At 61.5% G+C, this 14,439-nt stretch carries 11 protein-coding genes and 1 tRNA gene; 7 read left to right on the plus strand and 5 right to left on the minus strand.

The genetic code is table 11. The features are described 5' to 3' along the window. Positions 1 to 89 precede the first annotated feature (89 nt). Entirely contained in the window at positions 90 to 920 is an 831-nt protein-coding gene (locus BDB13_RS24325; RefSeq protein WP_094274060.1) for a DUF3105 domain-containing protein, read from the plus strand. Next, positions 913 to 1,632 (plus strand): DUF305 domain-containing protein, encoded by a 720-nt coding sequence (locus tag BDB13_RS24330; RefSeq protein ID WP_094274061.1) that lies wholly within the window; start codon positions 913 to 915, stop codon positions 1,630 to 1,632. Before BDB13_RS24325 ends, BDB13_RS24330 begins: the two co-directional genes overlap by 8 nt. A 43-nt stretch (positions 1,633 to 1,675) precedes the next feature. Here the strand turns inward: BDB13_RS24330 and BDB13_RS24335 are convergent, their stop codons facing one another. After that, positions 1,676 to 4,045 carry a phosphoketolase family protein gene (locus BDB13_RS24335; protein ID WP_094274062.1) on the minus strand — a complete coding sequence of 790 codons (2,370 nt, stop codon included), beginning with the start codon at positions 4,043 to 4,045 and terminating at the stop codon, positions 1,676 to 1,678. A gap of 185 nt (positions 4,046 to 4,230) precedes the next feature. On the opposite strand from BDB13_RS24335, the gene BDB13_RS24340 reads away from it, so the two are divergent. The 5 genes from BDB13_RS24340 to BDB13_RS24360 all read left to right on the plus strand — a co-directional run bounded on the left by BDB13_RS24340 (position 4,231) and on the right by BDB13_RS24360 (position 10,047). Further along, positions 4,231 to 4,306: transfer RNA gene (locus BDB13_RS24340), tRNA-Arg, on the plus strand. A gap of 78 nt (positions 4,307 to 4,384) precedes the next feature. Then, entirely contained in the window at positions 4,385 to 5,311 is a 927-nt protein-coding gene (locus tag BDB13_RS24345) for a LysR substrate-binding domain-containing protein (protein ID WP_094274063.1), read from the plus strand. Between the two features lie 128 nt (positions 5,312 to 5,439). Next, positions 5,440 to 6,753 carry an MFS transporter gene (locus tag BDB13_RS24350; protein ID WP_094275170.1) on the plus strand — a complete coding sequence of 438 codons (1,314 nt, stop codon included), beginning with the start codon at positions 5,440 to 5,442 and terminating at the stop codon, positions 6,751 to 6,753. Positions 6,754 to 6,755: 2 nt separating this feature from the next. Beyond that, positions 6,756 to 8,624, plus strand: a complete 1,869-nt coding sequence (locus BDB13_RS24355) for an FAD-dependent monooxygenase (protein WP_094275169.1) — start codon at positions 6,756 to 6,758, stop codon at positions 8,622 to 8,624. A gap of 271 nt (positions 8,625 to 8,895) precedes the next feature. Continuing rightward, positions 8,896 to 10,047 carry a N(5)-(carboxyethyl)ornithine synthase gene (locus BDB13_RS24360; protein ID WP_094274064.1) on the plus strand — a complete coding sequence of 384 codons (1,152 nt, stop codon included), beginning with the start codon at positions 8,896 to 8,898 and terminating at the stop codon, positions 10,045 to 10,047. 9 nt (positions 10,048 to 10,056) lie between these two features. Here the strand turns inward: BDB13_RS24360 and BDB13_RS24365 are convergent, their stop codons facing one another. Genes BDB13_RS24365 through cysD form a run of 4 tightly spaced genes read right to left on the minus strand, consistent with a single transcriptional unit; the run spans position 10,057 to position 14,352 of the window. Then, a complete protein-coding gene (locus BDB13_RS24365; protein WP_094274065.1) occupies positions 10,057 to 10,443 on the minus strand; it encodes a nuclear transport factor 2 family protein in 387 nt (128 codons plus the stop codon). Then, positions 10,440 to 11,585, minus strand: coding sequence for a 3'(2'),5'-bisphosphate nucleotidase CysQ (locus BDB13_RS24370; RefSeq protein ID WP_094274066.1), 1,146 nt, complete (start codon positions 11,583 to 11,585; stop codon positions 10,440 to 10,442). The genes BDB13_RS24365 and BDB13_RS24370 overlap by 4 nt, the downstream gene beginning before the upstream one ends. Beyond that, on the minus strand, positions 11,582 to 13,426 hold the full coding sequence (cysC, locus tag BDB13_RS24375; RefSeq protein WP_094274067.1) for an adenylyl-sulfate kinase: 1,845 nt from the start codon (positions 13,424 to 13,426) through the stop codon (positions 11,582 to 11,584). The genes BDB13_RS24370 and cysC overlap by 4 nt, the downstream gene beginning before the upstream one ends. Next, positions 13,426 to 14,352 carry a sulfate adenylyltransferase subunit CysD gene (gene cysD / locus BDB13_RS24380; protein ID WP_094274068.1) on the minus strand — a complete coding sequence of 309 codons (927 nt, stop codon included), beginning with the start codon at positions 14,350 to 14,352 and terminating at the stop codon, positions 13,426 to 13,428. Before cysD ends, cysC begins: the two co-directional genes overlap by 1 nt. Between the last annotated feature and the right edge of the window lie 87 nt (positions 14,353 to 14,439).

Here is a 14,439-nt window from a genome sequence, read left to right on the forward strand (position 1 = left end):
AGTACAGTGGTAATGCCCGAGCTACCGCCGAGTACATCCGGTGGGAGGGCATGCTGCACATTTGCCCACACACCGAAAGAGCCCAATCGATGCCAAGCGGTTCCGATAGTCACGGTCCCAAGAACAATTCCGGGGCCAAATCAGCCAAAGCGATCAAGGCTGCCAAACGAGGCGGAAGCCCGGCCAAGAAGGGCAAGGGCGGCGTTCCCGCGCCTCGCCAGGTTCCGTGGCTGTCGATCGGTGCCGGTGTGGCCGTTGTCGGGCTGATTGCCGTGCTCGGCATCAACCTGTGGCCGAAGGTCGAAGACAAGCAAGCCCTCGAGCCGTACAAGTACAGCTCCGAGAACAAGGATCCGTCCGACAACATCGACGGTGTTCTCAAGATCGAGTACCCCGCCGGCCAGCACGTCGAAGCCACGCAGCGCGTCGCGTACGACCAGAGCCCGCCGTTCGGTGGCCCGCACGACGCCACCTGGGCAAACTGCACGGGCACTGTTTACGCGTCGGCGATCCGTACCGAAAACGCTGTTCACTCGCTCGAGCACGGTGCGATCTGGATCTCGTACAACCCGGACAGCGTCGACCAGAGCCAGATCGACAGCCTCGCCAAGCGGGTCGAGAACAGCAAGGGCTACATGCTGATGTCGCCGTACCCCGGCCAGAGCAGCCCCATTTCGCTGCAGTCCTGGGGTCACCGCCTCGAAATCGACGATGCTGACGACAAGCGCATAGACCAGTTCATCACCGCTCTGAAGCTGAACCCGAACGTCTACCCCGAGGTCGGTGCAAGCTGCACGAACCCGCTGTTCACCGCGGAAACGTCGCCGTTCGACCCCACACCTCCGGGCCCCGACGCGGTTCCGATGGACGGCACCGGCACCACACCGGCCACCGACGAGCAGGTTCCCGCAGGTGGATAGTCAGCCTGACACCGACCGCTCGTCGAAGCCGAGTCAGCGCACCGCGCTACTGATCATCGGTCTCATCGGCGCCATCGCCATCGGTTTCGCTCTGGGCGCGTTCACCAACCTGTTGGGTCCCGACGCGAAGTCCTCACTCACCGTTCCGGCATCGGACTCGGTGGATGTCGGCTTTGCTCAGGACATGCTCGTCCATCACGGCCAGGCCGTCGAAATGGCGTCCACCGCGTTGACGAAGTCCACAGACAACGAAGTGCGCACGGTGGCGTACGACATCTTGACCACTCAGCAGAACCAGATCGGCCAAATGCAGGCGTGGTTGACGATGTGGGACGAACCGATTTCCACAGTCGGCCCGTATATGGAGTGGATGACCTCCGATTCGTCCTCCGGACACGATTCGCACGGAGCGTCTACGACGATGACGATGGATCCTTCCGGCCCGGCGACCACGATGCCCGGCATGGCGTCTTCCGCGGATCTGGCGGCGTTGAATGCTGCATCCGGCCCCGAGTTGGACACACTGTTTCTCCAGTTGATGTTGCGTCATCACCAAGGCGGGCTTCCGATGATGGAGTACGCCGCAGCTAACGCCACCACCGATCCGGTGAAGGCCTTGTCCACGACGATGGTGAATACACAGGAAAGCGAGTCCACTTTGCTGACCAGCATGCTGGCTGCTCGCGGAGCCGCTCCCCTGCCGATGAACTAACCGGCAACAATTCGAATCGAACTGGGCCTGGCCCTGACTGTGGTCAGGACCAGGTCCAGTTTTCTATCTCCGGCATGTCCTCGAGATGCTCCACGATGTAGCGCGAATGCTTGTCCAGTTGAGCCCGGCAAAACTCGACCAACTCCGACGCCCCGGCGGTCCGACGCTTGGATCGTCTCAGCGCCTCGATGACCAGGTGGTAACGGCTCATCTTGTTGAGAACTACCATGTCGAACGGCGTTGTCGTGGTTCCCTGTTCACTGAATCCGCGGACATGGAACCGCTCCGGAGAAGGTCGTCCGTGGAGGAGTTGATGGACTGCCCGGGCGTAGCCGTGGAAGGCGAACACCACGTCCGTCTCGGCCGTGAACAAGTCCCGGAACGACTGCTCACCGAATCCGTGCGGATGTTCGGTCGGCGTCAGTAAACCCATGAGATCAACCACGTTGACAACCCGCACCGACAGGTCCGGCGTTCCTTCGCGAAGCAGCTGGGCGGCGGCCAGAATCTCTTGTGTCGGAACGTCTCCCGCTGCTGCCAACACCACATCGGGTTCCTGCCCGGCAACTTCCGTTCCGGCCCAATCCCAGACCGACGCGCCCGCGGCACAATGCGCGTGCGCCTGCTCGAGCGTCAGGTACTGCAGATGCGGCTGTTTGTCCACGACGATCACATTCACGTGGTTCGTGCTGCGCAGAGCGTGATCCGAAATCGAGAGCAGCGTATTGGAGTCCGGCGGCAGCCATACCCGGATCACGCTGGGCGCCAAGGGAATCACGGCGTCGATCATCCCGGGGCCTTGGTGACTGAAACCGTTGTGATCGTTGCGCCAGCACGTACTGGTGAGCAGTACGTTGAGCGAAGCCACCGGCGCGCGCCACGGCAGGTCGACGGCATGCTGGAGCCACTTGGCGTGCTGGATCAGCATCGAGACGCTCACCATCGCGAAGGCCTCGTAACTGGCGAACATTCCGTGCCGCCCCGACAGCAGATATCCCTCGAGCCAGCCCTCACAGAGATGCTCACTGAGAATTTCCATGACCCGGCCGTCGGCAGAGAGCCCGTCGTCGTACTCGGTGATCGGCAACTGCCAGCACCGCTCGGTTGTCTCGAATACCGCACCAAGCCTGTTGCTCGCAGTTTCGTCTGGACAGAACAACCGGAAGATTCCGCCGCCGTCGTCGGTTTCGGTGGCGGCGTAGATGTCCCGCAATAGTTCGCCGAGCACCCTCGTGGTCTCGTAGAACGTCGAACCCGGCGATTCGATGGGTAGCGCGTACTTCTCGAGTGCCGGCATCGGCAATTCGACGCGTAGTCGTCCACCGTTGGCGTAGGGCGTACTGCCCATCCGCTTGTCTCCGACCGGCGCCAGCGCGGCAAGTTCGGGAATCAACGATCCGTTCGCGTCGAACAACTCGTCGGGACGGTAGGAGCGCATCCACTCCTCGAGTTGCCGCAGATGCGCCTCATCGGTTCGCACTCCGGACAACGGAACCTGATGCGCCCAGTGGGTGCCCTCCACCAACTTCCCGTCGACGGCGTGCGGGCCGCTCCACCCTTTGGGAGTGCGTAATACGATTGCAGGCCAAGCGCCGTGCCACTCTTCGCCGGCGCGCGCCGATAGCTGCATCTCACGAATCTTGTCGTGTGCCTTGGTTATCGCGTCGTACATCTCCGGGAAGACCTTCGCCGGGTCGTCTCCGGATACGACGACGGGATCCCAGCCCTGGCCGCTCAGATATGCCTTGATGTCTTCGTCGCTACTGCGTCCGTACACCGTCGGCCCGGCGATCTTGGCACCGTTCACGTGCAGGATGGGCAGCACCGCACCATCGCGTCGGGGATTGAGAAATGCCGGAAGCTTCCATGATCCCGACAGTGGACCGGTCTCGGCTTCACCGTCACCGATAACGCAGGCCACCAGCAGGTCCGGGTGGTCGAATGCCGCCCCGGCCGCATGTGCCAGTGCGTACCCCAACTCGCCGCCCTCGTGGATACTTCCCGGAGTCTGCACGCTGACGTGGCTGGGAACTCCGCCCGGCGCCGAGAATCGTCGGCACATGCGGTGGATACCGTCGGCGTCGGCGGACACTTCGGGATAGATCTCCGAATACGTCCCTTCGAGGTACGTCGACGCGATCAATGCGGGTCCACCGTGACCGGGCCCGGTCACGTACAACCAGTCCGAGCTGGTGGTGGCTATGTGCCGGTTGAGCAACGCGTAGATCATCGACAGGCCCGGGCTGGTTCCCCAGTGGCCGAGCAGTCGCGGCTTGATGTGCTTCGCTTGCAAGGGCTCTCGCAGCAAGGTGTTGTCTTGGAGATAGATCTGCGCGACGGTCAGATAATTCGCGGCCGCCCACCACCTGAGGTCGAGTGCGAGTTGATCTTCGGAATAACAGCGATCGGTCATCAACGACTCCCGTAGCTCACAATGGTGCTCGAGCAGTCCGCCCGAACCTGTGTCCGCCGCCGAGCCTATGCGGAAATCGCGCCCGAGTCAGTGCGAATGTCCTTGTTCGATGCCCCGGTTTGGTCTTGCACGGGTGTGATGCGCTACGCTAACCCAGCCCAATCGGCACACCGAAATTTCGGTGCGCCCCCGTAGCTCAGGGGATAGAGCGTTCGCCTCCGGAGCGAAAGGTCGCAGGTTCGAATCCTGCCGGGGGCACCACGACAGCGCAGGTCAGAGCACTAGCTCGACCTGCAGTGCAGTCCCGGTGCCACACAATGACGACTAACGTCTACTGTCATGCCGCGAGTTGACCCAGCCCCCACGTACACGATCCGTCAGCTTGCTGCGTTTGTCGCGGTAGCCGAGACCGGAACCATCAGCGCTGCCGCCGAACGCATGCACCTGTCGCCCTCGGCGATGTCTGCGTCCATCACGGAACTCGAACGTGCACTCAAGGTTCAACTCTGCGTCCGCCGCCGGGCATTCGGTGTACAACTCACGCCCACAGGGGAATTCGTCCTCCTACGGGCTCGAGCATTGCTGAAACAAGCCGGTGAGCTCGAGTCCGATGCACTCGGCACAAGCGGAACAATTTCAGGACCCATCGCTATCGGCTGCTACCCGGCTTTGGGGCCGACAGTGCTGCCGTCGATGATCGCTGGGTTCACTCGTGAATATCCCGCCACCGCAGTGGAGTTCCGCGAAGACACCCAGAATCGCCTGCAGGCACAGCTGGAAAACGGCGAACTGGATCTCGCGATCGTCTACGACCTGGACCTGTCTACGGAACTCCGTATGCTTCCGTTGTCGACCCGCGAACCGCTGATCGTCCTGGGCGCCGAACACCCCCTGGCGGCATCCGATCGGCAGATTCACCTACCTGAGCTTGCCGAGTTCCCGATGGTGCTGCTCGACGCACCCCCGAGTACAAAACACGCGCTCGATGTCTGCCGTGCCGGCGGTTTCGTCCCGGACGTTGCCTACCGAACTGCGAACTTCGAGACAGCTCGGGCGTTTGTCGGCCGAGGACTCGGATGGACGCTGCTACTACAGCGCCCCAGCCTCGACGTCACCTACGAGGGCCTCGAAGTGGTTGTCAAAACAATCGGATCCCCGGTGGTCCCGTCGGTGAACGTCGTGCTCGCGTGGCATCAGGACGCACGACTGAGCCGCGTCGCTCGAGCATTTATAGAATTCGTTTCACAATCCGGGAGAATGGACTAACCCCTCTTATCAGGCACTTTCTAACTAATGCAGAATTTCCGTGGAATAACCATCGATTCTTCCGCTTTTCAAGTGTTGTGGTGCAGGTCATTGTGTCTTCAAGCCACATTCATCTCGAAAGGCATTTCATGACCTCCATCGCCTCGCCGCCTAGCTCGCGCACCGCCGCCGCGACAGCCAAGGCGCGCAAGGCTGCCCTCGGCAGCTTTGTCGGCACCGCCATCGAGTGGTACGACTTCTTCATCTACGGCACTGCTGCCGCCTTGGTTCTGGGCAAGCAGTTCTTCCCCGGCACGTCCGATCTCGCCGGAACCTTGGCAGCATTCGCGACACTCGCAGTCGGTTTCATCGCGCGCCCCATCGGCGGAATCGTGATGGGTCATTTCGGCGATCGCATCGGACGCAAGTCCATGCTTGTCACCTCCCTCATGTTGATGGGTTGCGCAACCGTCGCTATCGGCTTGCTCCCCAACTACGCCTCGATCGGAGTGTTCGCGCCGATCTTGCTGGTGACGCTTCGCTTCATCCAGGGGCTTGGTGTGGGCGGCGAGTGGGGTGGGGCGGTGCTGGTCGCAACCGAGAACGCACCGGAGGGAAAGAAGGGGCTCTACGGCAGCGCTCCGCAGATCGGCGTTCCTGCCGGTGTTCTGGTGGCAAACCTCGTTTACCTTCCCCTTGCCGCTTTCATGGACGACGCGACGTTCAACTCCTGGGGCTGGCGAATCCCGTTCCTACTCAGCGCTGTTCTGGTCGGCGTCGCCATGTGGATCCGCCTCGGCCTCGAAGAGAGCGAGGAGTTCACGGCGTCCAAGACCGATGCTCCCGCCGACTCGATGCCGATTCTCGAGGTGCTGACGAAACATTGGAAGACCGTCCTGTTGGCCGGTGGAACCTTCATCGCCACCAACGGAATTGCGTACGCGTACATGGTCTACGTCCTCAAGTACGGCGAGAAGGAACTCGGATTCAGCAAGACCACCATGCTGTTCCTGCTCATCGCTTCGTGCCCGTTCTGGATGGCGGGCATGGCATTCAGCGCCCACAAGTCCGACACCCTCGGACGGCGAACCGTCTATATCCGTAGCTCCATCGCGCTGGTAGTTGCCGCAGCGGTGTTCTTCCCGCTCATAGACACCGCTGTCATCCCGGTGATGCTGATCTCGATGATTGCCCTCGGATTCACGCTCGGCTGTTGCGCCGGCCCACAGGCCGCTCTGTTCGCCGAACTGTTTCCCGCCCACATCCGGTACAGCGGCGCGTCCCTCGGCTACCAGATCGGCGCGATCCTCGGCGGCGGCCTCGCACCGATGATCGCCACCGCCCTCTTCGCCGCATTCGACACATCGTTTGCCATCACCGTCTACTTCGTCGTGATTGCAGTGATCAGCCTGGTGTCGATTCTGCTGCTCCCCGAACCTTCCGCCGCACAGAAAGCCTCGTGATCATGTCGACCTACTTTCATCCGAAGAAGTACGCTCCCGAGGACTTCAGCTCCCTGTCCCCGTCGGCGGATGCCCTCCCGGTTGTCATCGTCGGCGCAGGCCCCGTGGGTATGGGCGTTGCCCTGGGCCTGGCCGCGCGCGGCATACCGGTCACGATTCTCGAAGCAGCAGATCAGGTGTCGTTCGGTAGCCGCGCGATCTGCGTCTCCCGACACAGCCTCGAAGTTGCCGAGCGCCTCGGGTTCGGTGCAGAACTCGAAGACATCGTTTTGCCGTGGGTGGGAGGCCGAAGCTACTACCGCGATCAGGAAGTGCTGCACTTCCGTATGGCCAGTGGTGAGCACGACGCCCGTGGCCCCATGGTCAACGTGTCGCAGTCCGAGTTCGAACAGATCATGACCGACACATTGCTCGCGCATCCTCTGGTCACGTTCCACTGGTCGTCGTCGATCGCCGGTATCTCACGTAGTGACGACGAGGTGACCTTGACGGTCGACACGGCCTTCGGCGCTCGCGAACTGCGCGCCGCCTGGGTTGTCGCTGCCGACGGCGGCCGCAGCACGATGCGCGAACTGAGCGGAATCCGCTTGCAGGGCAACAGTTACGAAGGTAATTACGTCATCGCAGATATCCATTGGGAGTCGGAACTTCCCGCCGAGCGCCTGGTCTGGTTCGACGCTCCCAGCAACCCTGGCTCGACCATCATCATGCATCGGCAACCTCGTGACATCTGGCGGATCGACTACCAACTCGACGCGTCCGACGATCCCGCGGACGAGACAGCGGAAGAGCGCATTCGCGATCGCATCACCCGCCACCTCGAATGGCTCCAGAGCGATATTCCGTGGACCCTGGAGTGGTTCGGCTTCTACCGCGCCCACGCGCTGGCACTGGAAGATTTCACCCACGGCCCCGTACTGTTCGCCGGGGATGCAGCGCATCTGGTTCCGATCTTCGGAGTTCGCGGACTCAACTCCGGAATGGAAGACGCCGAGACCCTGGCGTGGCAACTGGCCGCTGTCATCAACGGACAAGCTGATACCACTCTCCTGCAGGCATATTCGACGGAGCGTCGGAGCGCCTGGCAGCAGAACGTCGACAACGCCGGCAAGTCGACACTCATCATGTCTCCCGGCAGCCACGGATACCGGACCACCCGCGATGCCGTACTCGAACTTGCGACTACCCGAGGCGAATTCGCGCATCTGATCAATCCTCGGCAGTCGAGTGCCACCCATGCGCACCTCTCACCGCTGACGTGGCCCACGGCCCCGGGCACGCAGGGCGTACTCCCCGGCGATCCGCTCGAGGATCGAATCGTCGAAGTCCGCACTACGGATGGACTGTCGAAAACGTCGCTGAATCGCCTGCGCGGCTCGGGATTCGGAGTGTTGGCCTTCGGTATGTCCGCCGAGCAAGCATCCGAACTCGACAGACACGCTGCTGAGTTCGCTCACGCTCTTGCACCGGAAACGGTGCAGGTGACGACCGTGGGCGGAACTCACGGGGCGATCCCTGACACTCGTGGCGATCTCGCCTCATCGCTCGGTGCCGGGGATGGCGAAATCTTCGTGATCCGGCCCGACGGCCTGGTGCTGTGCCGGATCAGCGATCCCGCGCAGTTGATCGACGTTGCCAAGCATCTCACCGCCGGAACTGCTCCGACGCAGCTCGAAGCGACCGCCTCCGTGACGTCCGAGGCAGTTGGCGACGAGGCCCGCCGAGAGCATGTGTGGTTGTCTCTCTCCGACGCTCTCGACACTGCGGAACCGGCCGACCGAGAAGGCCTGCTGGTGCGCCTGGCCATGATCCTCGGTTCGCGGGCAAACAGCGAAGATTTCGACAAGGCTCTCGGGTCCGCCACCCGTTAGCCTCTCCACTGACGTTCAGCCGCGCCGGATTTCTCCGGCGCGGCTGAACCTTTTTTCACAGAACCTTCGCCCGGCCGCCAGGGTAAACGCTGAACGGGACTAGGCTCAGGGCGTACCGGCGCGCTTTCTGATGCCGCCGGTGTTCGACAGCAGCGCACCCAGCACTCAGTTGACAGTCCTGGTCCCGGCATTCTGCCAGCGCTTCTGCATTCTGCAGTTCATTCAGGCTCCGGTCTGAGATCTCTACCTGCACCTATCGAGAGATTTACAATTGAACAACGTACGTACCCTTGGAGTCATCGGGCAATCAAGCAAACCGGCAGAACGCCGGTTGCCGATTCACCCTGCGCATTTCGATCGCATCGACGCTGAACTTCGCTCGCGGATCTACCTCGAAGAGGGCTACGGCCATCGCTTCGGATACTCCGACGACTACTTGTCGCGTCTTGTTGCCGGAATCCGCACGCGGAAACAGATTTTGGCTGAAACCGATATCGTTCTCCTCCCGAAGCCAGTGGTGCGCGACCTCACCGACCTCCGTTCCGAGCAGGTGCTGTGGGGCTGGCCGCATTGCGTTCAGGACACCGAGTTGACGCAGATCGCGATCGACAAGAAGCTGACCCTCATCGCTTTCGAGGCGATGAATCACTGGCACAGCGACGGCTCGTTCAATCTGCATGTTTTCCATAAGAACAACGAACTGGCGGGCTACTGCTCGGTTCTCCACGCACTGCAGTTGATCGGCTCCACCGGAGACTACGGACGGCGACTCACGGCCGCCGTCATCGGCTTCGGGGCCACCGCACGAGGCGCCGTGACTGCGCTCAAGGCCCACGGAATCCACGAGGTCGACGTATTGACGCAGCGCGGCGTCACTGCCGTCGGCTCCCCCATCCACTCGGCTCGAATGGTGTCCTTCGACAACGAGACCGGTGACGTTCGAGGTAGCCACGTGATGCTCGACAATCACAGCGTGCCGGTCCCCGGATTTCTGGCCGAACACGACATCGTCGTCAACTGCGTACTGCAGAACACGGATTCACCGCTGACGTTCCTGACCGAAGAAGACTTGATGGACTTCCAGCCGGGCAGCTTGATCGTGGATGTGTCCTGCGACGAAGGGATGGGGTTCAGCTGGGCCCGTCCCACTTCGTTCGCGGAACCGACCTTCATCGTCGGCGACAACATCACCTACTACGGCGTCGACCACAGCCCGTCGTACCTGTGGAACTCCTCATCGTGGGAGATCAGCGAATCGCTTCTGCCCTACCTGCCGGGCGTCATGGCCGGGCCGACGGGCTGGAAAGAGGACGAAACCATCGAGAAGGCAATCGAAATCCGGGATGGTGTCATCGTGAACCCGGCTATCACGCGATTCCAGCATCGCTCGGAGGACTACCCACACCGCATTGTCGCGGAATAGGTGAGTAAATCAGCCCTGGCCGGCTGCCGCCGTGATCGGCGCCATGTCGAAGTAGTCGCGCCAGGCGCTGATCTTTCGGTCTCGAACTTCGAAGACACCCATCACCGGCAACGCCACCTCGGCGCCGTTGATGGTGAAGACGTCGACACGCTCGTTCATCACGACATCGCCGCTGGCGACCTGTCGCTTGACCTGGAAGTCGATACCACCGAAGGCCAAGATAAATCCTTCGATAAAGGCCTTGATCGCTTCCTTTCCGGACACCGGTTCCATCGGAATATTATGGTAGACAGCATCTTCAGTGAAGTACTCGATAATTTTGGCGACGTCCGCGTCGGTCCAGAGTGCACAGAATTCTGTGATCAAGTTCTCGGGTGTTACGAGCTCGGATGTCATTGTGTTTCCTCGTCGTTCGGGTGGGGTTCGATGATGGCCAAGATGGATTGAATCTCGCCGGCCGGAATACCGAAATACTCGGTGACGAACACCGTGACGGCAGGCGGCTGTCCGGGAGTCCCGAGATCGAGCAGATACCGCGCTACGACGCTTTCGCCCCACTCACGCAGTGTGAGTTCACGTATCGCGATGATTCCGCGGTACTGCTGACCGTTTTCGAGTTCGTCACTGATGAATGCGCCGGTGTCTCCGGTGCGCTCCCCGTTTTCGACGCGCCACGCGTCGGGCGCAAAGCGAACTTTGGTTGCGTCGTGAGTGAGAAGTGCGTTGACGTATTCGCGTGCCATCGCGACGCGCCCACTGACTGCCGATTCGTTGGAGTGCTTGGCAATCGCGCTCAGAATCGTCTCGGCCAACTCCGGTCGGCAGATCACGAGATCCGGTAGGTAGGGGTGGGATTCGTTGTAGCGCAGGGGCGAACCGTCGATGCGACTGCAATGCAGGCCCGCTGCCGCAGCGACGCCGACCGGCGCCGCCGAGTCCCATTCCCACTGCCCGCCGGCGTGCAGATAGGCGTCGACGTCGCCGCGAACGACGGCCATCGCCTTTGCTCCGGCCGAGCCCATCGGGATGACTTCTGCACCGAGTTCTGCTGCCACGTCGTCGGTAAATGCCGGCGGCCTCGAGCCACTGACCACGATTCGGAGCGGTGAGTTGGGGGGAACGTCAGCGAAGCTGTCGCCGCTGGAATACACCTCTCCGAGCGTCGGTTGAGAGACAGCTGCCGCGGTAATTTCCTGACCGCGCTCCCAGAGTGCCACGTGCACAGCCCAATCCGTATGACCAGGTAGTCCGTACTCTTTGGATCCGTCGAGCGGGTCGATGATCCAGACTCGGGACGCTTCCAGTCTGGTGCGATCGTCGGCAGATTCTTCGGACAGGACAGCATCATCGGGGCGAAGTTCAGCGAGCCTGTCCAGGATGTAGGCGTCGGCAGCTTTGTCTCCGCGCCGGCCCAGTTCCCGACCGTCGACGATTCCGAGGCCTTCGGCTCGAATCTCGAGGAGGATCGCGCCCGCGACCTCGGCCAATTGCGCCGCCAACTCGGCGTCAGTGGATCCGCTGGGGGTTGTTTCGCTCACCGGTCCAACACTTCCATAATCCGCAGGGCAATTTCGGTAGGCGTTCCGTTCTCCGGACGAACAATCAGTTCGGCCCGCTCCGGAACCTCGTAGGGATCGTCGACGCCGGTGAATCCGGTGATCTCACCGGCCCGAGCCTTGGCATACATGCCCTTGGGATCGCGGGCCTCGCACTGTTCGATCGGAGTATCGACGTACACCTCGATAAACCTCAGCCCGGCCGCTTCGTGAGCGGCACGCACTCGATCACGGTCCTCGCGGTACGGGCTGATCAGGCAGGCCACCGCTACGGCTCCGGAATCGGCGAACATCTGCGCCACCGAGCCGACTCGGCGAACGTTTTCGGCGCGATCGGCGGCGCCGAATCCCAAATCTGCGTTGAGTCCGTGTCGAAGGTTGTCACCGTCGAGTCGGTAGGCCGGGATACCGGCCGCGACCAGTCGACGCTCGAGTTCGACGGCAATGGTGGACTTGCCGGACGCAGACAACCCCGTCAGCCACACAGTTGCACCCTGAGTTGCGCGTTCGTCGCGAGAGACTTCGGAACTGTGCCAGACGACGCGCGATTCCTTGAGCGTCGGTCCGTTGATCATGCCGGCCGCGACGGTGTTGCCGGTGGTCTCGTCGACGAGAATGAAACTGCCGGTGACTCGATTTCGACGGTAGGGGTCGAACATCAACGGCTGCTGCGTTTTGATCGAGATACGACCGATCTCGTTGAGAGACAGCGATTCCGCGCTCTCGTCGCGGTGCAGGGTGTTGACGTCGAGGCGGTAGTCCAGCCGAACGATCTGCGCTTTGGTGGAACGAGTGGTGTGCAGCAACGAGTATCGATTGTTCTCGGACAGCGTGGTCTGCTCGGTGAGCCAGCAGATCATCGCATCGATCTCCTGGCCGACCTGCGGCCGATTGTTGAGTCGGCAGAGCTGATCGCCGCGACTGACGTCGAGATTGTCGGCCAGTTCGATACAGACCGCCGACGGCGCAAAAGCCTCCTCGATCACCGTTCCACCGGGACCGTGCACTGCCTTCACCGTCGATGTGAAACCGGAAGGGAGAACAACTACTTCGTCACCGGGCTTGAAAACGCCACTGGCGACGGTTCCCGCGTATCCACGAAAATCGTGGAGGTCGGCATCGGTCTGATTCTGCGGACGGATGACGTATTGCACCGGAAAACGTGCGTCGATGAGGTTGCGATCCGACGCGATGTGCACCTGCTCGAGGTGGTGCAGCAGTGACGGGCCGTCGTACCAGTCCATGTTCTCGGTACGCGCAACGATGTTGTCCCCCAACAGTGCCGACACCGGAATGAAGGACAGATCGTGCACGTCGAGCTTGATCGCGAACTGACGGAACTCTTCCTTGATCTCCTCGAATCGTTCCTGCGACCAGCCGACCAGATCCATCTTGTTCACACACAGCACAAGGTGCGGGATCCCGAGAAGCGTTGACAAGAACGCATGTCGACGCGTTTGTTCCAGGACACCTTTGCGAGCGTCCACCAGGATGAGTGCCAGGTCGGCCGTCGACGCACCGGTCACCATGTTGCGGGTGTACTGCTCATGCCCCGGAGTATCCGCAATGATGAATTTGCGGTGCGGGGTCGCGAAGTAACGGTGTGCCACATCGATAGTGATGCCCTGTTCGCGCTCGGCACGCAAACCGTCGGTGAGCAGTGCCAGGTTGGCGTACTCGTCGCCGCGTTCACGACTTGTCCGTTCGACTGCTTCGAGTTGATCTTCGAAGATCGACTTGGAGTCGTAGAGCAGCCGGCCGATGAGCGTCGACTTACCGTCGTCGACGCTGCCGGCCGTGGCGACTCGGAGGAGTTGCGGCATCAGAAGTACCCCTCTTTCTTACGATCTTCCATACCGGCTTCGGAGATTCGGTCGTCAGCGCGCGTTGCTCCGCGTTCGGTGATTCGACTGGCTGCTACTTCTTCGACAACTGCTGCCGCTGTTTCGGCGGACGATTCCACACAGCCGGTACACGTGGCGTCGCCGACGGTCCGAAAACGCACCAGTGCTTCGTAGGATTCTTCGCCCTCACGCAACTCGAGAAAGCGTGTGCGCGCCAACAGCATTCCGTCGCGCGGTACCACTTCCCTCCGATGGGCGTAGTAGATGTTCGGGAGGTCGATCATCTCGCTCTCGATGTACTGCCAGATGTCGAGTTCGGTCCAGTTGGAGAGCGGGAATATCCGAATGTGCTCGCCCTTACGGTGTTTGCCGTTGTACAGGTTCCACAGTTCGGGCCGTTGCACCTTGGGGTCCCATTGACCGAACTCGTCTCGGAAGCTGAAAACGCGTTCTTTTGCGCGCGCTTTTTCTTCGTCGCGTCGAGCTCCGCCGAACACGGCGTCAAACTTCCCGTCACGAATTCCGCGCAACAGTGCGTGTGTTTGCAGGCGATTTCGGCTGGCGCCAACCCCGGTGTCTTCGGCAACCCGGCCGGCGTCGATATCGTCCTGCACGCTGGAGACGACCATCCGTAGACCGAACCGGTCTACGGTGCGATCACGGAATTCGATGACTTCGTCGAAATTGTGACCGGTATCGACATGCATGACGGCAAACGGCAAGGGCGCGGGCCAGAATGCCTTGGCCGCGACAGCCAGCATGACAACGGAATCCTTGCCGCCGGAGAACAGGAGTACGGGCTTCTCGAACGTTGCCGCGACCTCACGAAAAATGTGGACTGCCTCGGCCTCGAGCGCCCGCAGATGCGATAACTCGTACGCGGGCGGGGATTGGAGTGTTGCCATCTCTTCAGCTCCTGAGCATCGAGAACCCCTGCGCGGATCACCAATTCCGCTTCGGTACATTTTTGTACCGCACTGGTTCTAAATTGA

It is taken from the genome of Rhodococcus sp. OK302 (genome assembly GCF_002245895.1).
GTDB lineage: Bacteria > Actinomycetota > Actinomycetes > Mycobacteriales > Mycobacteriaceae > Rhodococcus_F.

Bases quoted from the DNA above. Each gene is read 5' to 3' on its own strand.
- BDB13_RS24325 (WP_094274060.1), top strand. From the start codon at position 90: ATGCCAAGCGGTTCCGATAGTCACGGTCCCAAGAACAATTCCGGGGCC.
- BDB13_RS24335 (WP_094274062.1), bottom strand. From the start codon at position 4,045: ATGACCGATCGCTGTTATTCCGAAGATCAACTCGCACTCGACCTCAGG.
- BDB13_RS24345 (WP_094274063.1), top strand. From the start codon at position 4,385: ATGCCGCGAGTTGACCCAGCCCCCACGTACACGATCCGTCAGCTTGCT.
- BDB13_RS24350 (WP_094275170.1), top strand. From the start codon at position 5,440: ATGACCTCCATCGCCTCGCCGCCTAGCTCGCGCACCGCCGCCGCGACA.
- BDB13_RS24355 (WP_094275169.1), top strand. From the start codon at position 6,756: ATGTCGACCTACTTTCATCCGAAGAAGTACGCTCCCGAGGACTTCAGC.
- BDB13_RS24365 (WP_094274065.1), bottom strand. From the start codon at position 10,443: ATGACATCCGAGCTCGTAACACCCGAGAACTTGATCACAGAATTCTGT.
- cysC (WP_094274067.1), bottom strand. From the start codon at position 13,426: ATGCCGCAACTCCTCCGAGTCGCCACGGCCGGCAGCGTCGACGACGGT.
- cysD (WP_094274068.1), bottom strand. From the start codon at position 14,352: ATGGCAACACTCCAATCCCCGCCCGCGTACGAGTTATCGCATCTGCGG.